Here is a 26,341-nt window from a genome sequence, read left to right as displayed (position 1 = left end):
TCCCCGGCTCCGCGCGTTGGTCGCGTTGATCGCGTTAATAAGGGGCCCTTCCACTACCGGATCCGTTAAGAAGGGGCCCTTCCTTGCGCATCGTCGGGCTGATGTCGGGCACGTCCTACGACGGCGTGGACGTGGTGGCGGCCGAGTTCACCGCCGACGGCGACACGCTGCGGCTGCGGCCGCTCGGGCACCGGGAGCTGGCGTACCCGGACGACCTGCGGGCCGAGATCGGCGCGCTGCTGCCCCCGGCGGCCACCACGATCGAGGCGGTCTGCCGGCTGGACAACCGGCTCGGCGAGGTGTTCGCGGAGGCGGCGGCGGCCGGCGTCGAACTGGCCGGGGGCACCGCCGACGCGGTGGTGTCGCCCGGGCAGACGGTCTTCCACTGGGTCGAGGACGGCCGGGTACGCGGCACGCTCCAGCTCGGCGCGCCGGCCCGGGTTGCCGCCCGGGTGGGCGTACCGGTGCTGCACGACCTGCGCTCGGCGGACGTCGCGGCCGGCGGCCAGGGCGCGCCGCTGGTCCCGGCGTTCGACGCGCTGCTGCTCGACCCGGAGGCCGGTGCCAGGGCCGCGTTGAACCTCGGCGGGATCGCGAACCTCACCGTGGTCGCGCCCGGGGCACCGGTCCTCGGGTACGACGTGGGCCCGGCGAACGCGCTGCTGGACGCCGCCGCCCGGCGCTTCCTGGACCGGCCCTGCGACGTCGACGGGGCGCGGGCCGCGGCCGGCCGGGTGCACGCGGCGCTGCTGGCCCGGCTGCTCGCCGAGCCGTACTATGCCGCGCCGCCGCCCAAGTCGACTGGTAAGGAGCTGTTCCACGGCGGCTACCTGGACGCCGCGCTGAGCGGGCTGGGTGAGCCGGTGGCGGCCGACGACGTGCTGGCCACGCTCACCGAGCTGACCGCCCGCACGGTGGCCGACGCCTGCGACCGGCACCGGGTCACCGAGGTGGTGGCCGCCGGCGGGGGAGTGCGCAATCCCACACTCCGGGCGCGGCTGGCGGCCCTGGGCGCGGGACGCTGGCGGCTGCGCACCACCGACGAGCTGGGCGTACCGGCCCAGGCCAAGGAGGCGTACGCGTTCGCGCTGCTGGGCTGGCTGTCCTGGCACGGGCTACCCGGCGCGGTGCCGTCGGTGACCGGGGCGTCCCGGGCCGCCGTGCTCGGCTCCTGGACCCCTGCGGGCCCGTCCGTCGCCGCGCCGCGCCCACCCGCGCCCCGGCGGCTCGTGGTGGACGCCTGACCTGGGTCGATGCACGGCCAGGCTGCGGACTGTTCCGCGGCCGATAGACTCTCCGGTCATGAGTGTTGAAGAGGGCACGGCCAACCACGGTCGGCTGCTGGGCACCGTCCGCGGCCCGCAGGACGTGAAGCGGATGACCGCCGAGCAGCTGGACATCCTCGCCGCCGAGATCCGTGACTTCCTGATCGCCAAGGTCTCCCGCACCGGCGGCCACGTCGGCCCCAACCTCGGTGTGGTCGAGCTGACCCTGGCGATGCACCGGGTCTTCGACTCCCCGCGTGACCGGCTCCTCTTCGACACCGGCCACCAGGCGTACGTGCACAAGATCCTCACCGGCCGGCAGGAGGGCTTCGACAAGCTCCGCCAGCGCGGTGGCCTCTCCGGCTACCCCAGCCAGGCGGAGAGCGAGCACGACCTGATCGAGAACTCGCACGCCTCCACCGCCCTGTCGTACGCCGACGGCCTGGCCAAGGCGTACGCGCTGCGTGGCGAGAAGCGCTCAGTGGTCGCAGTGGTCGGCGACGGCGCGCTCACCGGCGGCATGTGCTGGGAGGCGCTGAACAACATCGCCACCGCCGGCAACCCGCTGGTGATCGTGGTCAACGACAACGGCCGGTCCTACTCGCCGACCATCGGTGGCCTCGCCGACCACCTGTCGTCGCTGCGGCTCAACCCCGGCTACGAGAAGGTGCTCGACACGGTCAAGGACGCGCTGGGCAACACCCCGTTCGTCGGCAAGCCGATGTACGAGGTGCTGCACGCGGTCAAGAAGGGCATCAAGGACGCGGTCGCCCCGCAGGCCATGTTCGAGGACCTCGGCATCAAGTACGTCGGCCCGGTCGACGGTCACGACGTACCGGCGGTCGAGGCGGCGCTGCGCGCCGCGAAGAACTTCGGCGGCCCGGTGATCGTGCACGCGGTCACCCGCAAGGGCTACGGCTACCGTCCCGCCGAGGACGACGAGGCCGACTGCCTGCACGGCCCCGGCGCGTTCGACGCCGAGACCGGCAAGCTGCTCGCCGTGCCGTCGGTGAAGTGGACGAACGTCTTCGCCGACGAGCTGGTCGCGATCGCCGACGAGCGCCCCGACGTGGTCGGCATCACCGCCGCCATGGCCGAGCCCACCGGCATCGCCACGCTCGCCCGCAAGTACCCGGAGCGGGTGTACGACGTGGGCATCGCCGAGCAGCACGCGGCCACCTCCGCCGCCGGCCTCGCCATGGGCGGGCTGCACCCGGTGGTCGCGGTCTACGCCACGTTCCTCAACCGCGCGTTCGACCAGGTCCTGCTGGACGTGGCCATGCACAAGCTGCCGGTCACGTTCGTGCTGGACCGGGCCGGCATCACCGGCCCGGACGGGCCCAGCCACTACGGCATCTGGGACATGTCGGTCTTCGGCGTGGTGCCCGGCCTGCGGATCGCCGCGCCCCGCGACTCGGCCACGCTGCGCGAGGAGCTGCGCGAGGCGGTCGCCGTGGACGACGGCCCGACCATCCTGCGCTTCCCGACCGGCACCGTCGCCGCCGACCTGCCGGCCGTACGCCGGGTCGGCCCGGTCGACGTGCTGGCCGAGTCGGCGCGTACCGACGTGCTGCTGGTGGCGGTCGGCTCGTTCGCCGGCCTCGGCGTGGAGGTCGCCGCCCGGGTCGCCGAGCAGGGCTACGGCGTGACAGTGGTCGACCCGCGCTGGGTGCGCCCGGTGCCGGCCGAACTGGTCGAGCTGGCGTCCGCGCACCGGCTCGTGGTCACCGTGGAGGACGGCGTACGCATCGGCGGCGTCGGCTCGGCGCTGGCCCAGGCGATGCGCGACGCCGACGTCCGCGTACCGGTCAAGGACCTCGGCGTAGCGGCCGACTGGCACCCGCACGGCAGCCGCGCGCAGATCCTGGCCGACCTGCGACTGACCGCCCAGGATGTGGCGCGTGACGTCACCGGCTGGATCTCCGGCCTGGACGCCGCCCCGGTCGACCCGGCCACAAACGGAGCCCGAGCCCAGAGCTGACCACTCCGCGCGCGCCTCGGGCGTGCTTCGCTGGTTGATCTTGCACTTGCGGCCCTCCTGATGTCGGCTTCGCCCGATTGCGGGGGGCCGCAGTCGCAAGATCGCGAGGGGCCTTTGACGTGGAGGGAGGGCTCGTGGAGGTACGCGAGGCGGGGCTGGGGGATCTTCCGGGGATCGTCGAGGTGCACAGCCGGGCGCGGGTCGCCTACTACGGGGCCGGCGGGCTGCCGGTCGGGGAGGTCCTCACTCCGGAGCTGGCGCGGGAGCAGCGGGAGGGCTGGGCGGCGGCGATCAGCTCGGCGCACAAGCGGGTGCGGTGCGCCATCGTGGACGGCGCCCTGGCCGGGGTGCTCGCCATGGGGCTGCCGCACTCGTCCGACCTGGATCCGCGCACGACGGCCCAGCTCTATCAGATCCACGTCGACCCGCAGATGTGGGGACGAGGCGTGGGGAGTGCGCTGCACACGCTGTTCGTGGGGCACCTTGAGGACGAAGGGCTGGCCCTGGGCGTACTGGAGGTGTGGGAGCGCAACACCCGGGCCCGCGCGTTCTACACGCGCCACGGTTGGCGCCCCGACGGCACCTCCCGCCCCGGCCCGGCCCGCCCCGCCCCGCCCTGTTGACCAAGGAGTTCGGGTGCGTGGAGGGCCTCCCGGATGACACAAACTCCTTGATCACCGAGCCGGTTGGGTGATCATGAGGTTGGCGGTGGTTCGTGTCCGGTTTGTCGCCGTCAAGTTCATGATCGACGGGGTGGGCGGCGGCGGGGCGAGGAAGCGCCGGTCAGGGGGTGGGGAGTGAGCGGTACCAGGTCTTCTCGGTGCCGGCCAGGCTGAACGTCTGCCTCTGGTCGGTGTGCTCGACCACCACCAGGCCGGGACGGTCGACCAGGCGGGTCGTGCCGGGCGGGGCGGAGAACGAGGCGTCCCGGGTGCGCCAGGACAGCACCGCCAGCGGCCGGCCCGGCATCGGCAGGTGGTACGCCTGAAGCGTGGTGGACCGGTCGGCGGGGGAGGCCACCGGAGTGCCGCCGTCGGCCGGACGGTAGACCACCGCTGTCATCGTCCCGGCCGGCGTCTCCCAGCTGAGCTGCTCCAACTCGCCCGGCTCGCCCTCGCCGAGAGCCACCGAACCGAGCGACCGCGTCGCGATCTTCGCCATCGGCCAGGACTCCGGCGCGGAGCGGGGCGCCTCGCGGTCGCCGATGCGGCGCGGCACGCTGCCGAACGGACCCCGTTCACCGGCCAGCACGCAGGTGTCCAGTCCGGTCAGCGCGCGCTTGCCGGCGCCCGTCTCGTCGCGTACCAGGGGGTAGCGGGGCGCTTCGGTGGCCGTACCCAGATCGAGGACGCGGTCCGCGGCCCGGCCGCGCGGCAGCGACGGCGTGGGCCGCAGCGTCGCGGTCAGTTCGACGGCCCGGCAGGCCGGTACGGCGACCGGGTCGGTGACGCCGTCGGTGCTGCCGAGCACCTTGCCGTCGGGCCCGGTCAGGCGCTCGACGCGGGCCGAGGTGAGGTAGCGACGGCCGTCCGGCTCCCGCACCGGCAGCACGTCGGAGTAGACCAGGTAACCGGGGTCGGTGTACTCGGTGGCGTGGACCACCCGCCAGCGCTGCCCGTCCCGGTCGAGTTGCAGCAGCCAGGAGGCGGCCTCACCGGGCACGTCGGCGGCGACGAGCGCGAGCGCCGACCCGGCGACCTGACCGGAGAAGAGGATGCCGGACGTGGGCACGTGCACCCGGTCGTCCACCGGGGAGCGCCAGTCGCGTACCGCTGTCGTGATCGCGGCGGTGGCGTCGGCGTCGCGGGCCAGGCTGCCGCGCGGCGGCCACACGGCGAGGGTGCCGTCCAGACTGTCGTAGCCGACCCGCAGGTCCGCCGGCCGCCGTTCGGCGACCGGTCCGCAACCGACCGTGACCAGCAGCAGAGCTGCCAGCGCGGTGCCCGTCGTAGCGCCTCGGCGGGCTGAAAGCACCCTGATCCCCTCGCCGGTCGTCGGTCGGAAGCCCACATGGTACGAGACGACCCGTCACCCGGCCGCGCCCGGCTCACCCTTTCGGCCGATCGGCCACTGCGGAACGTGACGGGCGATTCGGGTACCAATATCCGGCTCCGGTAGACTCCGCCGACTGTGACGCCTGCCGAGACCCGCGGCGCCTCGACGCCGGACGCCGCCGCCCCGACGGGCCACCGCGCCGTCACCCTGGACCCACCACCGGTCACCATCGCCGAGCCGGAGCGGGCGACCACGACCACGCCGGAAACGCCGACCACGCCGGAAGCGCCGACCGAGCCGGAGGCGCCGGCCACGCCGGGCGCACGGCGCGCGCGCCGGTGGCGGTGGACCCGCCGCCGGATCGACCTCACCGTGTACGGCGGATTCCTGCTCGCCGCGATCTGGGTCACCAGCGGCATCTGGGTCGACCCGGCCGGGCGGGTGGCCGCGCTCTACAGCAGCGACCCGGCGCAGGTGCAGTTCTTCCTGGCCCACTCGGTACGGGTGGTGCTGCACGGCGAGTTCCCGTTCTTCACCGAGCAGTTCAACTACCCCGACGGCGTCAACCTGATGGCGAACACCGCCATCCTGGCGCTGGGCATCCCGATGGTGCCGGTGACCCTCCTGTTCGGACCGGCGGTCTCCTTCGTCACGCTGGTCACGCTCGGACTGGCCGGCACCGCCGCCGCCTGGTACCGGGTGCTGTCCCGGCACCTGATCCGGCACCGCCCCGCCGCCGCCGTGGCGGCCTGGTTCTGCGGGTTCTCGCCGGCCATGCTGTCGCACGCCAACTGGCACCCGAACATCATCAGCCAGTTCCTGCTGCCGTTCATCGTGTGGCGGGTGCTGGTGCTGACCCGGTCGGCCCGGCCGGTCCGCGACGGCGTGCTGCTGGCGCTGCTGGTCACCGCGCAGGCGTTCATCAACGAGGAGATCCTGCTCTTCACCGCGCTCGCGCTGGGCGTGTTCCTGATCGCCGTGGTGGTGCAGCAGCGCGAGCGGTGGACGACCGCCTGGCGGCCACTCGGCGCCGGGCTGGCGGTCTGCGCGGCGCTGGCCGGGGCGCTGCTGGCGTACCCGCTGTGGGTGCAGTTCGCCGGGCCGATGGCGTACCACGGGCTCAGCGACGCGGTGCGCGACTACGGCAACGACATCGCCGCGTTCTTCGCGCCCGGCTCGCCCACGTTCGGCGGCAACGAACGCGCCAACGTCAACCTCGCGCCGAACTACTCGGAGGAGAACGCGTTCTTCGGCTGGAGCCTGTCGCTGCTGGTCGTGGGAATCGTGGTGTGGCTGCGGCGGGACGTGATCGTCCGCGCGCTCGCCGCCACCGGGCTGTTCTTCGCCGTGCTCTCCCTCGGCGAGCGGATCTCCTGGTGGGACCGGGAGATCGCCACCGGCCCGTGGGAACTGCTGGTACGGCTGCCGCTGCTCGACGCCGTGGTGCCGACCCGCTTCGGCCTGATCACCGGCGTGACGGTGGCGATCCTGCTCGCGTACGCGGTCCGTCGCGCCTGGGCGCTGCGCGGCGTGGACCGGCGTACCGCCCGCAAGCTCACCGCCGCGGGCCTGGTCCTCGCGCTGCTGCCGATCGCGCCGATGCCGTTGCAGGTCACCACCCGGGAGCCGGTGCCGGAGTTCATCACCGCCGACAGATGGCGCAAGTACGTCGGGCCGGACCAGACGCTCGTGTCAGTGCCGGTGCCCGCGATGGGCAACACCGACCCGATGCGCTGGGCGGCCGGCACCAACCTCGACTTCAAGATCCCCGGCGGCTACTTCCTCGCGCCGCGCAACGGCGTCACAGGCGACCCCGGGCGCTTCGGCGGCCGCCCCAGCGGCATCGGCGAGATGCTGCGGGAGGTATCGTCCACCGGCCGTACGCCGAAGCTGGACGACCGCCAGCGGCGCCGCTACCTGGACGAGCTGCGGCACTGGAACGCGGCGGTGGTGGTGCTGCCGCGCGACGAGCAGAACGCCGAGCCGCTGCGCCGCACCGTGGAGCAGCTGGTCGGCCCCGGACGGCAGGAGCTGGACGTGTGGCTGTGGGACGTGCGGAAACTGACCAGCCGGTCCGCCTGACCGAACCGGCGGTCCCCGCCCCCGCGCCCCGCCGCCGTCGGCCCCGCCCGGCCGACGTGCTGGTGGTGGCCGGCTACCTCGGTCTCGCCGTGCTGCTCACCACCGGCCAGTGGCGCCGGCCGGAACGGCTGTTCCACCAGGCCGGCGACCAGATGCTGTTCGAGTGGATGCTGGCCCGGGCCGCCCGCGCTGTCACCGGCGGCGAGAACCCGCTGTGGAGCGGCGCGCTGAACGCCCCGGACGGGGTGAACCTGATGGCGAACACGTCGGTGCTCGGGCTGGGCGTGCCGCTCACCCCGGTCACAGTCGTCTTCGGCTCCCAGGCGGCCTTCCTCGTCGCCGTGACGCTCAGCCTCGCCGGGACCGCCACCGCCTGGTACGCGCTGCTCGCCCGCCGGCTGGTCCGCTCCCGGGCCGCCGCCGCGGTGGGCGGCCTGTTCTGCGGCTTCGCCCCGGGCATGGTGGCGCAGGCCGGTGCGCACCTGCACATGGCCGCCCAGTTCCTGGTGCCGGTGATCCTCGCGCTGGTGTTCCGCCCGGCCACCGACCGGGTCCGGCGCGACGGCGTGCTGCTCGGGCTCGCAGTCGCGTACCAGGTGTTTCTCGGCGAGGAGGTGCTGGTCTTCCTGGCGCTGGCCGCCGGGGTGTTCGCCGGGGCGTACGCCCTCGCCGACCGGGCCGCCGCGCGCCGGCTGACGCCCGTGGTGGCCCGGCGGCTGGGCGTCGGCGCGCTGGTGGCGGGTGTGCTGCTGGCGTACCCGCTGTGGTTCCAGTTCGCCGGGCCGGGCCACTACCGGGGGATGCCGTTCCACACCGAGGGCTATCGGCTGGACGTGGTCTCCTTCGTCACCACCGCCCGGCAGAGCGTCGCCGGGGACGCCCGCCGGGCCGGGCTGCTGTCACCGAACCCGACCGAGCAGAACTCGTTCCTCGGGCCGTTCCTGCCGCTGCTGGCCGTACTCGTGGTGGTGCGGCTGTGGCGGCGGCCGCTGGTGCGCGCGCTCGCCGCGTGCGGCCTGCTGTTCGCGCTGCTGTCGCTCGGTTCCCCGGTGGTGGTGAACCGGCACGACACCGGGCTGCCCGGCCCGTACCGCCTGCTCGCCGGCGTGCCGCTGCTGGACCTGGTGGTGCCGGCGCGGTTCGCGCTGGTCTGCGTACCGGTGCTCGGGGTGCTGCTCGCGCTGGCGCTGGACCGGGTCCGGCGCGGCGGCGTGCGCACCTGGGCGCCGTGGGCCGGCGCGGTCGCCGCCGCGCTGCTGCCGCTGGCGCCGACGCCGATCCGCGCGGTGCCGGTCCCGCCGGTCCCGGCCGTGGTGTCCGGCGGCGGCTGGCGGGAGTACGTGCCGCCGGGCCGGACGCTGGTGCCGGTGCCGCCGGTGACCGGGGCGGCGGTCAGCCCCGCCATGTTCTGGTCGGCGCGCACCGCGCTGGCGTTCGACGCGCCGGGCGGCTACTTCATCGGCCCGCGCTCGGCCACCGACCCGGCGGCCCGCTGGGGCGCGCCGGACCGGCCCACGTCGCTGCTGCTGCGCCGGGCCGCCGAGACCGGCCGGGTGCCGCCGGTCGGCGAGACGGAACGCCGGCAGGCGGTCGACGACCTGCGGCACTGGCGGGCGGCGGCACTCGTGCAGGCCGACTCGTCACCGGGCGACCCGGTCCGCGCCACAGTGGACGCGCTGGTCGGCCCCGGCCGGGACGTGCCCGGCGGGTACCTGTGGGACGTCCGCCCGCTCGTCGGCTGACCGGTACGGGGGTCACACCCGGTCGCGGACGTCCCAGATCCACACGTCGTCGACCCGCTGCGGCGGGCCGAGCAACTCGGCCATCAGGTCGCGCAGCACCGCCTCGCGCGGGCCGGCCCCGAGCACCACCACCGACGCCCGCCAGAAGCGCAGGTCGTCCACGGCCTGGCGGCGGTTCTCCTCGGTGATTTCCGGCACCTCGTTGGCGTCCATGGTGGAGTAGATGAGCGTGCTGGTGGGGCGGTTCGGGGCGCCGAACACGCCCTCGCCGCGCTCGTTCGGGCCGATGAAGTAGCCGCCCGGGACCGGGAACTCCTGGCCGGTCAGCGCGCTCCAGCGCAGCGTGTGCAGACCGTGCACGTTGCTCGGGATCGGCACCGGCACGAGCGTGCGGCCCTCCGGCACGTACGGCCGCCAGCCGCCCGCGGTGATGAAGTGCGGCGGCGGGTCGATCCGCTCGGCCGGCAGCGGACGCGGGATCAGCGGCACCACGGCGGCGGCGATGGCGACGAACCCGGCCAGGCGCAGCACCCGGCGGCGCGTGTCGCGCGCGGTCGTCCCGCCGTCGTCGTCCCCGCCGTCGTCGGCGCCGGAGCGGGGGGCGGGCACCGGCGGGCGGCCGGCACCGGCCAGCGTGTCCCACGCCAGGGCGAGCAGTACGCCCACGGCGGCCACCACGACCAGGCTCAACCGGGTCGGCATCATCATCTCGACGAGCGGCAGGTCGTCCGGCACGTACGCCCACGGCCCGTCGATGTCGGTCTCCACGCCGTTGAACCGCACGACGGGACCGATCGAGGCGATCGTGAAGACCACCACCAGCACGGCCAGGATCCGGGCCGGCACCGACCGGCGGACCAGCAGCACCAGCGCGGCCAGCGCCACCAGCACCAGCGGCCAGCCGAACCAGGTGTTCTGCTCGGTCAGCCCGATGGTCTTCTCCACCGCCTCGTCACCGGCGATCGTGTCCCGGGCGAACGTGACGAAGGCGACCAGGTCCTCACCCCAGTTGTGGAAGACGCCGCCCTGCAAGCCCCGGTAGGACTGCGGGCCGTTGAACTGGAACCAGATCGGGTACGCCGTCAGCAGCAGCGCCAGGCCGCCGCCGAGACCGAGCGCGGCCACGAACGACCCGGCCCGCTCGCGGGTCGCGCGGGGCCGCTGCACCGCGTACGCCACCACGACGACCAGGCAGGCCAGCGCGGTGAGCAGCAGCATCTCCTCGTTGATGAAGATCTGGTACGCCACCAGCAGCCCGAGTGCCAGCCCGTTGCGCCGCCAGCGGCCCGGCTCGCCCAGCCGCAGCACCCGGGCCACGATCAGCGGCAGCAGGAAGTTCGACACGAAGTTGGGCTGGCCGTTGGCGTGGTGCACGATGCCCGGCGCGAAACCGAGGAACGCGCCGCCGACGAACGCCGCGGCCCGGGAACGGACCAGGTGCCGGGACAGCACCCAGTACGACGTGGCGGCGGTCGCGGACAGCGCGGCGCCCAGGTAGAGCGCGTACATCACCTGCGGGCCGAGCAGCAGCGTCAGCGGTGCCAGCGGCAGCGTCACCCCGAGCAGCGAGGTGTTCGCCATCATGTTCACCCCGTCCGGCGCGTTCTGCCGGGTGGTGAACAGCGGGTTCTCCAGGTGCTGCACCGAGTACGCGCCATGGGCGAACAGCCACTCGAACCAGCTGTGGTCGGTGGGCAGGTGCGAGGAGACCCGGTGCTCGACGTCGCCCCAGTAGTTGAGGCAGACGAGAACGCCGAGGAGCACATAGGCTCCGATGGCCAGCACGTCGGCGCGGGCCGGCCGGCGACGGGCGCGGCGTGGCGGGTCGGCCACGACGGCGTCCGCCTCGACGGACGAGGGGTTCAACGAGGGGTCCACCACGGGCACGGCCACGACGCGCCATCGTACAGGCGGTTCGTCACACGGCCGGTCACGGTCGGGCGGCGGCTCGGCGCGCGGGAGAGGATGGTCGTGACCGTCATCGATCTGGGGGAGCTGCGCGACGACGCCCCGCCAGGCCCGGCGCCCCGCCCCCCGCGTGCCGTCGGACGGCCGTTCCGCCTTCTCGTGGTGCTGCTGGTGGCGCTGCTCACGCTCACCGCCGCGACACCGCCGCGAGGCCCGGTCGAGTGGACGCTGCCCGGCGGGCTGGGATCGGCCGTGTTCGTCTCCGGCGACGTGGTGTACGTGGTGCGGCCGGACCGCGCAGGCGCCGGCGGCGGGCGGGAACTCCTCGCGTACCGGGGCGACCGGGAGCGGTGGCGCAGCCCGCTGCCCGGCGTGGGCACCGCCGTGTCGGTGTGGGAGCAGGACGGCCGGGTGATCGTGGCCGGCCGGAGCGTCGACGACACGGACTGGCAGACGGTGACGTACGACGCGGCCACCGGCGCGGACGTCTGGCGCCGGCCCGGAATCGCGTTCGCTGTGGGCCGGGTGCTGCTGATGCAGTCGGCCACATCCGACACCAGTACGTCGATCATGGAGGTGGACCCGGCCGACGGCCGTACGGTGTGGACGGCGCCGATGACGGGCGCGCTGGGTTTCGACGTCGAACCGACCGGGCCGGTACGCATGGTGTTGTCCCCGGCGACCGGACAGACGGTGGTCGTGGACGCGCGCACCGGCGCGCGGCTGGTGGCCCGCGATCTGGACCCGGTACGACGGCCCGGCCCGCGCCGGTTGCAGCTCGCCCGCGGACTGCTGCTGGAGTTCCGCGACGGCGACGGGGCCATCGAGGCGTACGACCTGGACACGCTCCGGCCGCGCTGGACCGTCGCGCGGAAGCTCGTCGGCCACGTCGAGAGTTGCGGCGCCCTGCTCTGCGCCGTCGGACTGGCCGGCGGGATGACTGCGCTCGACCCGGCGACCGGCGTCGTGCGCTGGAGCGTGGACCGGTGGGCGGGCGTGCCGGCGGCGGGTGGCGGTCGGCTGCTCGTCGGCGTCGCCGACACCGACATGGACGCCGGCCTGGCGGTGCTCGACCAGGAGGACGGGCGGCTGATCGCCGACCTCGGCGGCTGGACCCTGGTCCCGCAGCACGAGTCGGGCGGCCCGCTGCTGGCGACACGGCCGCTGGGCGGCGGACGGCAACTCCTGGCCGAGGTGAACCTGTCCGGTGATCCGCCCTCGGCCCGGGGCACGCTCACCGGCACCGGCTGCACCACCGGCGTGGCGCTTCTGGTCTGCCGCCGGCCCGGCGGCGACTACATGGTGCGGCGGCTGACGTGAGCCCGGTGATCGAGCTGGGAGAGATGCGGCACGGCGAGTCCGCCGACGAGCCGGCCGACGCGCCGCCCCGCCGGCCGCCGGGCCGTACGGCGCGGGTGGCGCTGCTCTGCTGCCTGGTGCTGCTCGTGGTCACCGCCGCCGCCGGGCCGCCGCGACGGCCCGAGCCGATCCGGGTGCCCGCCCCGCAGGGCGCGGCGTTCGTGCTCCTGCCCGGCCGGGTGGTGGTGGCCGACGGCCCGGGCGCGATCGGCCGGGGTGGGCGGGTGGTCGCCGCGTACCGGCTGCCCGTCGGGGAACCGGCGTGGCGGTTCGCGCTGACCGCCGGGGACCACGTGCTCGGGCTCACCGCCGTGGGCGGAGGGCTACTGGTGACGAGCAGCCCGGCCGGGGACGGCGACTCGGTGTCGGCCATGCTCGACGCGGCGACGGGCACGCTGCGCTGGCGGCATCCCGGCTACCCGGTCCGGACCGCGTCCGGCGGGCTGCTGCTGGAGAATCCCCGCCCGCCCGGTGCGGGCACCGTGCGGGCCGTGGACCCGGCCTCCGGCGTGGTGCGGTGGACGCTGCCCGTGCCGGGGCAGGAGGTGGGATACCGCCACGACGCCCACGGGGTGACGCAGCTCGTGCTGGTCACTCCGCAGGGCCGGGTGACCGTGTACGACGCGGACTCCGGCACGGTCGCGCACACCGGCCGGGTGGCGCCCGCGGCCGATCGCGCCGCCTACCGGTACGCGCAGGTGGTGGCCGACCTCCTGCTGGTCGAGGACGCCCGCGGCACCGTCACCGGATACGGGCTGGACCGGCTCGACGAGCGGTGGAGCCTGCCGGTCGGCTCCCGGGCCGGGCTCTGGTTCGCCGACTGCGCCGGGATGGTGTGCCTGCGCGACCAGGTGGGCGGCGCGCAGGCCCTCGACCCGGCCACCGGCCGCCCGGCCTGGTCGGACGAGCGCTGGCTGGGGATGGGCCCGGTCGGCGGCCGGCTCATCGCCGCCGAGCGCGGAATCGGGGAGGAGCTGGAACTGTCGGCGCTGGACCCGCCGACCGGCCGCGTGCTGGCCCGGCTGGGGCGCTGGCGCGTCTCCGGCAACGACCTCCCGGCCGGGCCGCTGCTCGGGTTGCGCACGCTCACCGGGGACCGGACGCTCGTCGGCGCGCTGGACGTGGCGGCCGGGCAGGTACGGATCCGGGGGATCCTGCCCGGCGCCTGGTCCGAGTGCGCGGACACGGGCACCGAACTGGTGTGCCTGCGCCCGACCGGCGGCATGGCGATCTGGCCGGTCGGCCGCTGATCACCAGTTGGCCTGCGCCGGAGGTGGCGGCAGCGGTGCCGACTCCGGGCGCAGCACGTACGCGATCCCACCGCTGCCCGCCTGCCAGGCGCTCTCGAACGGCCCGCGCGGCACGGTGCGGCGGACCCGCTCGTCGTCCGGCGCGTACGGGTCGTTGAGCACCGGGTCGCCGTCGGCGGTGAAGCCGGCCAGCACCATGAGGTGTCCCCGGGTGTCGTAGTCCAGGCCGGGAACCTGACCGGCGGTGAACGCGGCCGAGACGATCAGCGGGATGCCGGCGGCCACGAACCGTTCCGCCTCGGCCAGCGAGCGCAGCCGGGTGACGAAGGCGTCCACTCCGTGCGTCGCCGCGTACGCCGTGTTGAACGGCCAGTTGCCCGGCCCGCCGAAGGCGTGGTCGTAGCAGTGCCGGGCGGCGTGCACCACCTGCGGGCGCGGACCGGGCGGCGCCACCCAGGCGTACCGGTCCGGGGCGGGTCCGGCACCCCAGAAGTCGAGCACCATCGACACACAGGTGGGGCTGCACCAGGAGTCGCCACCGCCACCCCAGCGGGTCTCCCCGGCGGCGTGCAGCCGCTGCGCGTACCGCGGCACGTCCAGCACCCGTCCCCACGCGCCCGCATCTCCGGCGCCGGTGGCCTCCGCGCCGCCCGTCGGGTCGGTGGAGGCGACGACGCCCACAGTGCGCAGTACCGGGCCGGCGGGCGCGTCGAGCCGTCGGAGCAGGGTCACCCGGACCTGCCAGCCGGTCACCGCCGCGCCGGTCACCCGCAGCGTGTCGGCGGCGACCCGCGCCCGGTCGTCCTCCTGCCCGGGTACGGAGGCGCGATGCACCGCACTCTCGTCGGCGGCCCAGTGGCCCAGCTCGTACCAGCCGGTGGTGGCCGTGCCGTCGGCCCAGCCGCGCAGCTCGACCCGTAGCCAGCAGCCGGGCGGGGTGTCGGCGGTCCAGGAGGGCACCAGCTCGGTGAGGGCGAACCCGGCGGGCGTCACGGGGGAGGTCCAGGTGCCGGCGGCGTACTCGGCCGTGGTCCCGGAGTGCGGGTCGGTGTGCGTGACCCGGGCGGCATCGCCGTCGGGCGTCAGGCCGTCCGTCCCGGCGCGCAGCCCGTCCGCACGACCCCGGTCCCGGTCCGCCGGGAAGCGGAACCGGTGGTACGCGATGTCGCGGCCGCTCATCGGGAACCCGCCCGGCACGGCCGTGACCAGTGGCTGCTGCGCGTGTCGATCATCGCCGCCGAGCATCGCGTACCCGAAGGTTTTCTGCAACGGCGGACCGTGCCACCGCACACGGCGCTCCACCTGGCGTGCCATCACCGAGCGTAGCCGCAGCGCGCCCGCGGCATGGTCACCCCCGCGCCCTTTGCTCTGCAGCCCTCGGCGCATCGGTGACCCACGGCTACCGCTGCGCATGTGGGTGCAGAGCAAAGGGCGCGGAGGGGTATCTTCGCGGCGGAGGCGGGTTCGGAGTCTTCGCTGTTCAGGACGATGTGGCCTGCCGGTCGTTCCGTTCGGGCGAGCGAGCGCCCATCACGGTGCGTGACGCGGCCGTGAATCCGCGTCAACGTTACGAAGCGTCACATCCTGGGTTCCGGGTCGGGTGGGGTGGCGCGAGTGCGCACCAGGAGGGCTTCCCGGTGATGTGCTCGTCGGCGGGCCGTCTCGAGGATCGCCTCCTCCGGCGGCGGGTTTTGCCTGCCGCACTAGGTTGTCAGGGGTCACGAGGCGGGAGGCCGGGATGCGGGTACTGGTGGTCGAGGACGAGCGCAACCTCGCCGACGCGATCGCGCGGGGGCTGCGCAAGCGCGGGATGGCTGTGGACGTGGCCTACGACGGCGACGCCGGGCACGAGGCGGCGTTCGTGACCCGCTACGACGTGGTGATCCTGGACCGCGACCTGCCCGGCGTGCACGGCGACCGGATCTGCGCCGACCTGGCCGCCTCCGGCGCGCTGACCCGGGTGCTGATGCTGACCGCCAGCGTCACGGTCGCCGACCGGGTCGAGGGGTTGCAGCTCGGCGCCGACGACTACCTGGCCAAGCCGTTCGCGTTCGACGAGCTGGTGGCCCGGGTGCAGGCGCTCGGCCGCCGCGCCACCCCGGCCGCGCCGCCGGTGCTGGAGGTGGCCGATCTGGTGCTCGACCCGGCCCGCCGGGTGGTGAGCCGGGGCGGCGTGCCGCTCGACCTCACCAACAAGGAGTTCGGCGTGCTCGCCGAGCTGCTCAAGGCGCGCGGCGCGGTGGTGTCCAGCGAGGAGCTGCTGGAGCGGGTCTGGGACGCCAACACCGACCCGTTCACCACGATCGTCCGCGTCACCGTGATGACACTGCGCAAGAAGCTCGGCGACCCGCCCCTCATCGACACCGTCGTGGGCGCGGGCTACCGCATCGGCGGGGTACGGCAGTGAGCGCGCGGAGCGCCCGCCGGGTGCGGCCGACGCTGCGGCTGCGGCTGACCCTGCTCAACGGCGTGCTGCTGGTAGGCGCGGGGGCGATCCTGGTGCTGCTGGCCTGGCTGCTGGTCCGCGACGCGCTGCGCCCCACCGACGAGCTGCTACCGGGCACCACTGTGGTGCTCACGGACGGGCGCACGCTCGACGCCGGGCAGTGGCAGCGGCAACTGGTGGACGCCGCGTCACAGGAACTGCTGGTCAAGGGTCTGCTCGCGCTGGTGGCGATCAGCGTGGTCGGTGTGGCCGGGGCGTACCTGGTGGCCGGCCGGGCGCTGCGCCCGCTGCACCAGGTCACCGCCACCGCCCGCCGGCTCGGTGAGGCCACGCTCGACGAGCGGATCGGCTGGTCCGGCGCCGACGACGAGGTGGCCGAGCTGGCCGAGACGTTCGACGCCATGCTCGACCGGATCAGCGGCGCCTTCGAGGCGCAGAAACGGTTCGTCGCGAACGCCTCGCACGAGCTGCGGACGCCGCTGGCGGTGATGCGTACCGAAATCGACGTGACGCTCAGCGACGACGACGCCGACCTCGCCGAGTACCGCCGCATGGCCGGCGTGGTGCGCGACGCCTCCGAACGCGCCAACGGCCTGGTCGACGCGCTGCTGGTGCTGGCGCGCAGCGAGGCGCAGACCGGCCGGCGGCTGGGCCGGCGCGCCGAGTCGGACCTCGCCATCGGCACCGCCAACGCCCTCTCCGCGGTCTCCCGGGAGGTGGAGCGCATCGGCCTGAAGGTGCACACCTCGCTGCGCCCGGCGCCGGTGGTCGGCGACCCCGGCCTGCTCGACCGGCTCGCCGGCAACCTGGTGGAGAACGCGGTCCGCTACAACCACCTGCACGGCCGGATCTGGATACGCACCGGCACCGACGGGGAACGGTCCTGGCTGGTCGTGGGGAACACCGGCTTCGAGGTCGCCCCGGCCGACGTACCCGGGCTGTTCGAGCCGTTCCGGCGCGGCGGCCAGGAACGCACCGGCGCGCGCGGCTCCGGTCTCGGCCTGTCGATCGTGCGGGCCGTCAGCGACGCGCACGGCGGCACGGTGAAGGCGGTCGCCCAGCCCGGCGGCGGCCTCGAGGTGACAGTCACGCTTCCGTCGGCCGACCCGGCGGCGGCCACCTGACCGCCGACCCGGCCCGTCCGGCCGGTGAGGCGGCCTCACCTTTTCGTGCGGCCGGCCTCGGCTGTCCCGGCCGGACCCGACGGTGGTCGGCCCCCGGCGGCACGGTGGTCGGGCAGAATGCGCCGCTCCCGCTGGACGCGGAGCCGGGGATCAACGGAGAGTAAGCGCAGCGACGCCTCACCCTGCTCACCCACCGGAGCTGCCCGTGACCCACCCCTCGGCCCCGCGCCGCCGCCGTCTTCTCGCGGTCCTCACCGCCGGCGCCCTCACCGTCGCCGGCCTCTCGCCGGCCACGCCCGCGGCAGCCGTCGCCGCGCCCGGCCACGACAAAGTGGTCCACACCGTCCCCTCCACCGCCTCGCCCGACGTCCAGGACGGCTCGGTCGACGCGATCCACGACGCCGGTACGAAGATCATCGCGGGCGGCTCCTTCACCCGGGTGCAGAACCGCAACTCCGACGTCGACATCCCCCGCGACTACCTGCTCGCCTTCGACAAGGCCACCGGGCAGGTGGACACCGCGTTCGCGCCCACGCTCGACAACGAGGTGACGGCGGTCGTCGCCGGTCCCACAGCGGGCACGGTCTTCGTCGCCGGCAAGTTCAACACCGTCAACGGCGTGACCCGGCGCAAGGTGGCCCTGCTCGACGTCGCCACCGGTGCCGTCGTCACCAGCTTCACGCCGCCGGCGTTCAACGGTCTGATCAAGGACATCGCGCTCGTCGGCGACCGGCTGCTGGTCGGCGGCATCTTCACCACGGCCGGCAACCCCAACCCGCGCGGCGGGCTCGCGTCGCTCAACGCCACCACCGGCGCGGTCGACAGCTACCTCACCACGGCGCTGACCGAGAACCACAACTGGGACGGCGTCAGCGGCGCCAAGGCCGGCGTGGGCGCGGAGAAGCTCGCCGTCTCCCCGGACGGCACGCAGCTCGTCGTCATCGGCAACTTCAAGAAGGCCGACGGGGTCCTGCACGACCAGATCGTCAAGATCGACCTGGGCGCCACCGCCGCCACCGTCGCGGACTGGAACACGGCCCGCTACACGCCGCGCTGCAAGTGGCAGTCGTTCGACTCGTACGTCCGCGACGTCGCGTTCTCCCCGGACAACAGCTACTTCGTGGTGGTCACCACCGGCGCCCCGTACGGCGGGACGCTCTGCGACACCGCGGCCCGCTGGGAGGCCGGCGCGACCGGCAGCAGCCTCCAGCCGACCTGGGTCGACTACAGCGGCGGCGACACGTTCCTGTCCGTCGGCATCAGCGAGCAGGCGGTCTACGTCGGCGGCCACCTCCGCTGGCTCAACAACAGCACGGGAACCGACAACGCCCGGGCCGGCGCGGTCGGCCGGGCCAGCATCGCCGCGCTCGACCCCGCCAACGGCCTGCCGCTGTCCTGGAACCCGGGCCGGCACCCGCGCGGCATCGGCGCCTCCGAGATGCTCGTGACCCCGAGCGGCCTCTGGGTCGGCGGCGACACACTCTGGATCGGCAACTTCCAGTACCGCCGGGAGCGGATCGCGTTCTTCCCGCTCGCCGGTGGCAAGGCACCGCACCCGACCACCACGGCGACGCTGCCCGGCAACGTGTACCAGGCCGGCCTGCCGAAGCCGACCAACGTGCTGTACCGGGTGAACGCCGGCGGCCCGGTGGTCGCCGCCGCCGACGGCGGACCGGACTGGGCGGCCGACACCGGCTCCAGCCCCAGCCCGTACCACAACACCGGCAGCTCGACCTCCAGCTTCAACACGGTCGGCAGCCTGGACGCGACGGTGCCGGCCGGCACCCCGGCCGCGCTCTACAGCGACGAGCGGTACGACCCGGCCGGCGGCGCGGAGATGCTCTGGCAGTTCCCGGTGCCCGCCGGCACCGAGGTGCACGTGCGGCTCTACCTGGCCAACCGGTACGACGGCACCTCCGCGCCCAACACGCGCGTCTTCGACGTGGCGCTGGACGGCGCGGTCGTCCTCGACGACCTGGACCTGTCCGCCAGCGTCGGGCACAACGTGGGCACCATGCGGGAGTTCACGGTGACCAGCGACGGCACCGTCGACATCGAGTTCCGCCACGTCAAGGAGAACCCGCTCGTCGACGCCGTCGAGATCGTCAAGACCGGGCCTCCGCCGGCCGGCACCGGTGAGGAGGTGCAGGTCCGCTCGTACGACGGGCTGACCGGCGTCGGCGCGCCCGCTCCGGTGGCGAACCCGGACGAGACCGCGTGGTCCGCCACGCGCAACGCGTTCTGGGTCGGCGGGACGCTGTTCTACGGCACCGGCGGCGCGCTGTGGCGGCGTACGTTCGACGGCACCACGTTCGGCACGCCCGAGCTGGTGGACCCGTACCACGACCCGTACTGGGACACCGTGGTGACCAACTCGGGTCCGGAGGGGCAGACGTACGTCGGCGCGACCACCGGCTTCTACGCCGAGATCCCGAACGTGACCGGCATGTTCTACACCGGCGGTCGGCTCTACTACACGCTGACCGGGCAGAACGGCCTGTTCTGGCGCTGGTTCACGCCGGACAGCGGCGTGGTCGGCGCCGACCGGTTCTCGGTGGCCGGGGCGAGCGGGTTCTCCGACGCGGGCGCCGTCTTCGTGGCCGGCTCCACGCTCTACAAGGTGAACCGGAGCACCGGTGACCTGTCCGCCGTCGACTGGGTGAACGGCGCTCCGTCGGGGACGTTCACGGTGCGCAGCGGCCCGGCGGTCGACGGCGTCGACTGGCGCGCGAAGGCGGTCTTCGTCGGCCCGTAAGGAAGGGCCCCTTCTTAACGCCTGCGGTAGAGGAAGGGCCCCTTGTTAACACCTCGCTGTTAACAAGGGGCCCTTCCTTGCACGAGCGGGGTTGTGTGCGCGGTGCGGGCGGTGGAATGATCAACCGGTCAGCCCGAGAGGTGGAAGGGGGTGTGGTCGATGTCCGTCGTGAACCGTCCCGCGCCCCGCGTTCCCCGCTGACGTTCCCACTCCGCCGGGGCGCGCTCCCCACAGGAGGAAGCATAGTGAGTGCACAGATCCACTGCGTGACAGTCGAAACCGACGACCCGTACGCCCTGGCCGGCTGGTGGGCACGCGTGCTCGACCGCCGGCTCGCCGACGACGACCACCCGGGCGACCCGGAGGCGGTCCTCGCCGCACCCGACGGGCACGGCCCCGACCTGCTGTTCGTTCGGGTGGACGAGCGGCACGGCAAGGGCGCGTTCCACCTCGACCTGCACCCGGCCGAGGGCACCCGGGACGAGGAGGTGGCGCGGCTGCGCGAGCTCGGCGCCGCGCTGGTGGCCGACCGGCGCCGCCCGGACGGAACCGGCTGGGTGGTGCTCGCCGACCCCGAGGGCAACGAGTTCTGCGTCTGCCGGAGCTCTGCCGAACGGGCCGTGTCCGCCTGATCCGGAAACGACACCGGGCCCCCGCCGTCACGGCGGGGGCCCGGTGCGTGACGGGTGTCAGTCCTGCTTCTCGATCTCGCCGCGCATCGTCACGAACTCCGACTGGAGTTCGGCCGCGGACTTGAAGTAGACGACCACCATGCCGAGGCTGCCCCGGTCGGCCCAGATGCAGACGGCCACCGGCACGTCCGACGCCTTGCCGTCGGAGCACTTGGCGTCGCCGCCCAGCGGGCCCGCGTCGACAGTCTTGAAGTCCTTGGTGGCCAGGTCCGGGGTGACCGCCGCGGTGGCGTCGGCCAGCTCCTTCTTCGGGTCCGCCATCACGCCGGACACCGCGACGATCATGACCAGGTCCTTCTTGGCCGGGTCGCCGTAGAAGGCGCCGACGGTGCTGGTCGCGTCCGGCACGTCCTTGCTGAGCTCGGACTTCATCTGCGCCGCGGCGGTCTGCAGCTGCGGGTCGGTGACCTTGGCCCGGCCGCCGAGCGTCTGCGGCTCGACCACCCGCGTCTTGGTGGCGGTGACCACCTCGTTGACGGTGTCCTTCGTGGCGAAGTAGGCGGCGACACCGCCGCCGACGCAGAGCACCAGGACCACCGCGAGGACGATCAGCAGGACCTTGCCGACGCCGGACTTCTTCGGCGGGACCGGCGCACCGAGCTGGCCACCGTACTGCGGCTGCTGCGGCGGGTAGTCGCCGCCGTACTGCTGCTGGGGAGCCTGCGGGTAGTCACCGCCGTACTGCGGCTGCTGCGGCGGCTGGTAGCCACCGGGCTGTTGCTGGGGGGAGGGGTAGTTGCCGGAGTAGGGACTGGACGGCGGCTGGGACATGTAGGCAGCTCCTGTGAGAAAACTGGACGCGTGATGGTAGCCAGCACCACCGACAGCCCGCTGTCCGCACAAGGGCGGCGACGCCAAACCGCGACCTACCCGTGACCTGGGCCGCAGACGCCGATCGCGGTGGCCGGGCCGTCCGGAACGGACAGCCCGACCACCGCGATCGATGCGTTGCGGTCGCCTCAGCGCAGGCTTGCCACGCCGTGCGGCAGGAACCGCTTGCCGGTCACCCGCTCGGAGGTGCCGGTCCGGTCCAGGTACGGCGTGACGCCGCCCAGGTGGAACGGCCAGCCGGCGCCGAGGATCATGCACAGGTCGATGTCCTGCGCCTCGGCGACGACGCCCTCGTCGAGCATGAGCCGGATCTCCTGCGCCAGCGCGTCCAGCGCGTTCTGCCGGACCTGCTCGGCGGTGAGCGGCTCGTCGCCGACCACGAGCAGCTTCGCCACCTCGTCGTTGATCTGGTCGTCGACCACGATCGGCTGGCCCGAGTCGGCGATCCGCTTGAGGTTCTCGCTGACGCCGAACCGGTCCGGGAACGCCTCGTGCAGGGTGCCGCCGACGTGGTACGCCACGGCCGGCCCGACGAGCTGGAGCAGCGCCAGCGGACGCATCGGCAGACCCAGCGGGTCCAGCGCGCTGTTCGCCACGTCCAGCGGGGTGCCCTGGTCGACGGCGGCGAACACGGTGCCGAGGAAGCGGGTCAGCAGCCGGTTCACCACGAACGCCGGAGCGTCCTTCACCAGCACCGACGACTTCCTGAGCTGCTTGCCGACCGCGAACGCGGTGGCCAGCGTGGCGTCGTCGGTCCGCTCGCCGCGGACGATCTCCAGCAGCGGCAGCACCGCGACCGGGTTGAAGAAGTGGAAGCCGACCACCCGCTCCGGGTGCTCCAGCTCGGCGGCCATCTCGGTGATGGACAGCGAGCTGGTGTTGGTGGCGAGCACCGCCTCCGGCTTGACGATCTTCTCCAGCTCGGCCCAGACCTGCTTCTTGACGCCCAGGTCCTCGAACACGGCCTCGATGACGAAGTCGGCGTCGGCGAAGACGGACTTGTCGACCGAGCCGCTGACCAGGCCGTACAGCTTGGCCGCGGTGCCCTTGTCCATCCGGCCCTTGCTGACGGCCTTCTCGATCTGGGTGTGCACGTAGCCGACGCCCTTGTCCACGCGGGACTGATCCAGGTCGGTCATCACGACCGGCACCTGAAGACGCCGGGCGAACAGCAGCGCGAGCTGGCTGGCCATCAGGCCGGCGCCGACGATGCCCACCTTGGTGACCGGACGGGCCAGGCCCTTGTCCGGCGCGCCGGCCGGGCGCTTGGCCCGCCGCTGCACCAGGTCGAAGGCGTACAGGCCGCTGCGCAGCTCCTCGGAGAAGACCAGGTCCGCGAGGGCCTCGTCCTCCGCCGCGGTGCCGGTGGCGAAGTCGGCGTCCTTCGCCGTCTCCAGCAGGTCCAGCGCCTTGTACGCGGACGGGACCGCGCCGTGCAGCCGCTGGTCGAGGGTCTGCCGGGCGAAGTAGAGCACGCCCGCCCACATGTCCTTGTCGACCTCGGGACGGGTCACGGTGACCTCGCCCCGGACCACGCCGGCGGCCCACTCCAGCGACCGCTCCAGGAAGTCGGCCGGCTCCAGCAGCACGTCCGCGATGCCCATCTCGGCAGCCTGCTTCGGCTTGAGCATCTTGTTCTGCATCAGCGGGTTCTGGATGATCACCTGCGTCGCGGCCGGGATGCCGATCAGGTTCGGCAGCAGCTGCGTACCGCCCCAGCCGGGGATGAGGCCGAGCGAGACCTCGGGCAGCGCCAGGGCCGCCGCGCCCGCCGACAGGGTCCGGTAGTGGCAGTGCAGCGCCAGCTCCAGGCCGCCGCCCATCGCCGCGCCGTTGACGAACGCGAAGGTGGGGACGCCGCTGTCCTTGAGCCGGGCGAAGACCCGGTGGCCCAGCCGGCCGATCTCCAGCGCCTGCTCGCGGTTCTCCAGGGCCGGCAGGCTGGTGATGTCCGCGCCCACGCAGAAGATGTACGGCTTGCCGGTGACCGCGATGAACGCCGGCTCCGCCGCCAGCGCGGCGGTGATCGCCTCGTCCAGGCTGGTCAGGCCGGCCGGGCCGAAGGTGTTGGGCTTGGTGTGGTCGAAGCCGTTGTCCAGGGTGATGAGGGCGGCGGGCCGGTCCAGCCCGGGTACGGCCACCTGGCGCAGCAGCGCCTTGGTGACGACCTCGTTCGGTGCGGCGAGGCTCACTTGTCTCCACCCTCCCAGTGCGGGTTCTCCCAGATCACGGTGCCGCCCATGCCGATGCCGATGCACATGGCGGTGAGGCCGTAGCGGACCTCGGGGTGCTCGGCGAACTGGCGGGCGAGCTGGGTCATCAGCCGGACGCCGGAGGACGCGAGCGGGTGACCGATGGCGATCGCGCCGCCCCACGGGTTGACCCGCGGGTCGTCGTCGGCGATGCCGAAGTGGTCGAGGAAGGCGAGCACCTGCACCGCGAACGCCTCGTTCAGCTCGAACAGGCCGATGTCGTCGATGCTCAGGCCGGCGATCCGCAGCGCCTTCTCGGTCGACGGGATCGGGCCGACGCCCATCACCTCGGGCTCGACGCCGACGAAGCCGAACGACACCAGGCGCATGCCGACCGGCAGGCCCAGCTCGCGGGCGGTGTCCTCGGCCACCAGCAGCGCGGCGGTGGCGCCGTCGTTCAGGCCGGCCGCGTTACCGGCGGTGACCTTGCCGTGCGGCCGGAACGGGGTCTTCAGGCCGGCCAGCTTCTCCATCGAGGTGTCGCGGGGCGCCTCGTCCACTGTGGCCAGGCCCCAGCCTGCCTCCGGGTCGCGGACCGCCACCGGCACCAGGTCGCCCTGGAGCTTGCCGTTGGCGTACGCCTTCGCGGTCTTCTGCTGCGAGGCCAGCGCGAACGCGTCGGTGCGCTCCTTGGTGATGTGCGGGACGCGGTCGTGCAGGTTCTCCGCGGTGGAGCCCATCACCAGGGCGGACGGGTCGACGAGCTTCTCCGCGACGATGCGCGGGTTGGGGTCGACGCCCTCGCCCATCGGGTGGCGGCCCATGTGCTCGACGCCGCCGGCGATGGCCACGTCGTACGCGCCCACGGCGATGCCGCTGGCCACGGTGGTGACGGCGGTCATCGCGCCGGCGCACATCCGGTCGATGGCGAAGCCGGGCACGGTCTTGGGCAGGCCGGCCAGCAGGGCGGCGGTGCGGCCGATGGTCAGGCCCTGGTCACCGATCTGGGTGGTGGCGGCGATGGCCACCTCCTCCACCTTTTCCGGCGGAAGTTGCGGGTTGCGGCGCATCAGCTCGCGGATGCAGCGGATCACCAGATCGTCGGCGCGGGTGTTGGCGTACATCCCACCCGCCTTGCCGAACGGGGTACGGACGCCGTCGACGAAGACGACATCCCGGACTTCACGGGGCACTTGGAGCCTCCCTCGGCACGGGCATTTCCCCGGATGCTACTCGCCAGTAACCAGACGTGGCACCACACCCCGCGTGGCCCACCTCACACCCCGGCCGCGGCCGTCACTGCTGCGGGGTGTGCAACGCCTCCGTCAGCGCGGGCAGGAGCAGCCCGATCTGCCACTCCCGGGCACCGAACCCGCGCAGCGTCTCCGCGACCGTCTCGTCGGTGATCTCCGCTGGCGGCTGCCACGCCAGCCGGCGGATCGAGTCCGGCGCGATCAGGTTCTCCGCCGGCAGCCGGTGCGCCCCGGCGGTGCCGACCACCACCTCCCGGGCCCGGGCCAGCCGCCCGGCCGCCACCGGGTCGCGTTCGGCCCACCGGTGCGGCGGAGGCGGACCCTCCACCGCCGGGCTCACCGGCAGCGCGTCGTCCGGCAACTGGCGCGCGTCGTCCAGCGCCGCCAGCCAGGTACGCGCCAGCCGGCGCACCGACCGCCCACCGAACCCGGGGAGCGTGAGCAGCGTCTTCTCGTCCTTCGGGTCCAGCTCGGCGGCGGCCACGATGGCCGAGTCGGGCAGTACCCGGCCCGGCGCGGCGTCCCGGCGGGAGGCGATCTGGTCCCGCGCGTACCAGAGGGAACGCACCCGGGCCTGGGCCCGCGCGCCGCGTACCCGGTGGATGCCGGACGTGCGCCGCCACGGCTCGGCGCGGACGCGCGGCGAGGCGCCGTTGCGCACCAGCGCGTCGAACTCCTCCGCCGCCCAGCCCGACTTGCCCTGCCGCTGCAACTCCTCGTCCAGCGAGTCGCGCAGGTCGACGAGCAGTTCGACGTCGAGCGCCGCGTACGTCAGCCAGGACTCCGGCAGCGGCCGGCTCGACCAGTCGGCGGCGGAGTGGTGCTTCTCCAGGCTGAACCCGAGCAGCTGTTCGGTCAGCGCGGCCAGGCCGACCCGCTCGAAACCGGCCAGCCGGGCGGCCAGTTCGGTGTCGAACAACCGGCGCGGGCGCAGCCCCACCTCGGCCAGGCAGGCGAGATCCTGGCTGGCCGCGTGCAGCACCCACTCGGTCTCGGCGATCACCGCGTCCAGGGCGGACAGGTCGGGCAGCGGCAGCGGGTCGATGAGCGCGGTGCCGGCGCCGCCGCGGCGCAGCTGCACCAGGTAGGCGCGCTGGCTGTAGCGGTAGCCGGAGGCGCGTTCGGCATCGAGGGCCACCGGGCCGGTGCCGGCCGCGAAGCGGGCCACGACCTCGTCCAACTCGGCAGGTGTGGCCACCGGGGCGGGCGTGCCGTCGCGCGGCGCGGTCAGGGGGACGGCCGCGCCCGGTTCGGTCTCGGACCCCGCGTCCGCCGGCTCCGGCAGGGCCGACGTCGGCTGGGCGGACGCCTCCCCGGTACGGCTTTCGGCGGCCCGACGGCGCAGGGGTGGTTCGTCGGTCACCTGACAACCCTAGTAGGCCGGACGATCCGGTGTGCGCAGCCGGTCCGGCGCGTGTCGGCGCGATGGCCGTCAGGTGACCGGAAAGGTGCGGGTTGCGGGGCCG

Annotated in this window: 18 protein-coding genes; 11 read left to right on the top strand and 7 right to left on the bottom strand. The window is 73.9% G+C overall.

The window, feature by feature from the left end; all coding sequences use genetic code 11:
* Positions 1-83: 83 nt before the first annotated feature.
* The 3 genes from FB455_RS20820 (at position 84) to FB455_RS20810 (ending at position 3,869) form a co-directional block, all read left to right on the top strand.
* Positions 84-1,244: an anhydro-N-acetylmuramic acid kinase gene (locus FB455_RS20820; protein WP_145754653.1), complete on the top strand. Its 1,161-nt coding sequence runs from the start codon at positions 84-86 to the stop codon at positions 1,242-1,244.
* A gap of 58 nt (positions 1,245-1,302) precedes the next feature.
* Entirely contained in the window at positions 1,303-3,246 is a 1,944-nt protein-coding gene (gene dxs / locus FB455_RS20815) for a 1-deoxy-D-xylulose-5-phosphate synthase (protein WP_013474513.1), read from the top strand.
* Between the two features lie 134 nt (positions 3,247-3,380).
* A complete protein-coding gene (locus FB455_RS20810) occupies positions 3,381-3,869 on the top strand; it encodes a GNAT family N-acetyltransferase (protein WP_486481558.1) in 489 nt (162 codons plus the stop codon).
* Positions 3,870-4,029: 160 nt separating this feature from the next.
* Here the strand turns inward: FB455_RS20810 and FB455_RS20805 are convergent, their stop codons facing one another.
* Entirely contained in the window at positions 4,030-5,220 is a 1,191-nt protein-coding gene (locus FB455_RS20805) for a hypothetical protein (RefSeq protein ID WP_128138061.1), read from the bottom strand.
* Positions 5,221-5,601: 381 nt separating this feature from the next.
* Here FB455_RS20805 and FB455_RS20800 point away from each other — a divergent pair, with 381 nt between their 5' ends.
* Together FB455_RS20800 and FB455_RS20795 are read left to right on the top strand one after the other, a co-directional pair.
* Positions 5,602-7,323 (top strand): DUF6311 domain-containing protein, encoded by a 1,722-nt coding sequence (locus FB455_RS20800; protein ID WP_486481561.1) that lies wholly within the window; start codon positions 5,602-5,604, stop codon positions 7,321-7,323.
* Positions 7,281-9,065, top strand: coding sequence for a DUF6311 domain-containing protein (locus tag FB455_RS20795; protein ID WP_091329542.1), 1,785 nt, complete (start codon positions 7,281-7,283; stop codon positions 9,063-9,065). Before FB455_RS20800 ends, FB455_RS20795 begins: the two co-directional genes overlap by 43 nt.
* Before the next feature lie 12 nt (positions 9,066-9,077).
* Here the strand turns inward: FB455_RS20795 and FB455_RS20790 are convergent, their stop codons facing one another.
* On the bottom strand, positions 9,078-10,946 hold the full coding sequence (locus FB455_RS20790; RefSeq protein WP_041799190.1) for a DUF6311 domain-containing protein: 1,869 nt from the start codon (positions 10,944-10,946) through the stop codon (positions 9,078-9,080).
* Positions 10,947-11,036: 90 nt separating this feature from the next.
* Here FB455_RS20790 and FB455_RS20785 point away from each other — a divergent pair, with 90 nt between their 5' ends.
* Together FB455_RS20785 and FB455_RS20780 are read left to right on the top strand one after the other, a co-directional pair.
* Complete coding sequence (locus FB455_RS20785; protein ID WP_145754646.1) at positions 11,037-12,293, top strand: outer membrane protein assembly factor BamB family protein; 1,257 nt, start codon at positions 11,037-11,039, stop codon at positions 12,291-12,293.
* Positions 12,294-12,298: 5 nt separating this feature from the next.
* Positions 12,299-13,582, top strand: a complete 1,284-nt coding sequence (locus tag FB455_RS20780) for an outer membrane protein assembly factor BamB family protein (protein ID WP_486481557.1) — start codon at positions 12,299-12,301, stop codon at positions 13,580-13,582.
* On the opposite strand, the gene FB455_RS20775 is transcribed toward FB455_RS20780, so the two are convergent.
* Positions 13,583-14,851 carry a peptidase C39 family protein gene (locus FB455_RS20775; RefSeq protein ID WP_364772251.1) on the bottom strand — a complete coding sequence of 423 codons (1,269 nt, stop codon included), beginning with the start codon at positions 14,849-14,851 and terminating at the stop codon, positions 13,583-13,585.
* A 469-nt stretch (positions 14,852-15,320) separates the two neighbouring features.
* On the opposite strand from FB455_RS20775, the gene FB455_RS20770 reads away from it, so the two are divergent.
* The 4 genes from FB455_RS20770 to FB455_RS20755 all read left to right on the top strand — a co-directional run bounded on the left by FB455_RS20770 (position 15,321) and on the right by FB455_RS20755 (position 20,539).
* On the top strand, positions 15,321-15,989 hold the full coding sequence (locus tag FB455_RS20770; RefSeq protein WP_013284809.1) for a response regulator transcription factor: 669 nt from the start codon (positions 15,321-15,323) through the stop codon (positions 15,987-15,989).
* Positions 15,986-17,152, top strand: a complete 1,167-nt coding sequence (locus FB455_RS20765) for a sensor histidine kinase (protein WP_369752115.1) — start codon at positions 15,986-15,988, stop codon at positions 17,150-17,152. Before FB455_RS20770 ends, FB455_RS20765 begins: the two co-directional genes overlap by 4 nt.
* 205 nt (positions 17,153-17,357) lie before the next feature.
* On the top strand, positions 17,358-19,907 hold the full coding sequence (locus FB455_RS20760; protein WP_013284811.1) for a malectin domain-containing carbohydrate-binding protein: 2,550 nt from the start codon (positions 17,358-17,360) through the stop codon (positions 19,905-19,907).
* 245 nt (positions 19,908-20,152) lie between these two features.
* On the top strand, positions 20,153-20,539 hold the full coding sequence (locus FB455_RS20755; RefSeq protein WP_145754637.1) for a VOC family protein: 387 nt from the start codon (positions 20,153-20,155) through the stop codon (positions 20,537-20,539).
* Between the two features lie 57 nt (positions 20,540-20,596).
* On the opposite strand, the gene FB455_RS20750 is transcribed toward FB455_RS20755, so the two are convergent.
* From FB455_RS20750 to FB455_RS20735, 4 genes are all read right to left on the bottom strand, one after another.
* Positions 20,597-21,370 (bottom strand): hypothetical protein, encoded by a 774-nt coding sequence (locus FB455_RS20750; RefSeq protein WP_013474522.1) that lies wholly within the window; start codon positions 21,368-21,370, stop codon positions 20,597-20,599.
* A gap of 188 nt (positions 21,371-21,558) precedes the next feature.
* Entirely contained in the window at positions 21,559-23,622 is a 2,064-nt protein-coding gene (locus FB455_RS20745) for a 3-hydroxyacyl-CoA dehydrogenase NAD-binding domain-containing protein (RefSeq protein WP_071096232.1), read from the bottom strand.
* Complete coding sequence (locus tag FB455_RS20740) at positions 23,619-24,815, bottom strand: thiolase family protein (protein WP_013284815.1); 1,197 nt, start codon at positions 24,813-24,815, stop codon at positions 23,619-23,621. The genes FB455_RS20745 and FB455_RS20740 overlap by 4 nt, the downstream gene beginning before the upstream one ends.
* Positions 24,816-24,918: 103 nt before the next feature.
* Positions 24,919-26,238: a ribonuclease D gene (locus FB455_RS20735; protein ID WP_030274529.1), complete on the bottom strand. Its 1,320-nt coding sequence runs from the start codon at positions 26,236-26,238 to the stop codon at positions 24,919-24,921.
* Positions 26,239-26,341: the final 103 nt, after the last annotated feature.

This window comes from Micromonospora sp. CNZ296 (genome assembly GCF_007827635.1).
The sequence above is the reverse complement of the archived record's forward strand: the minus strand, read 5'-3'. Positions and strand labels throughout refer to the sequence as shown.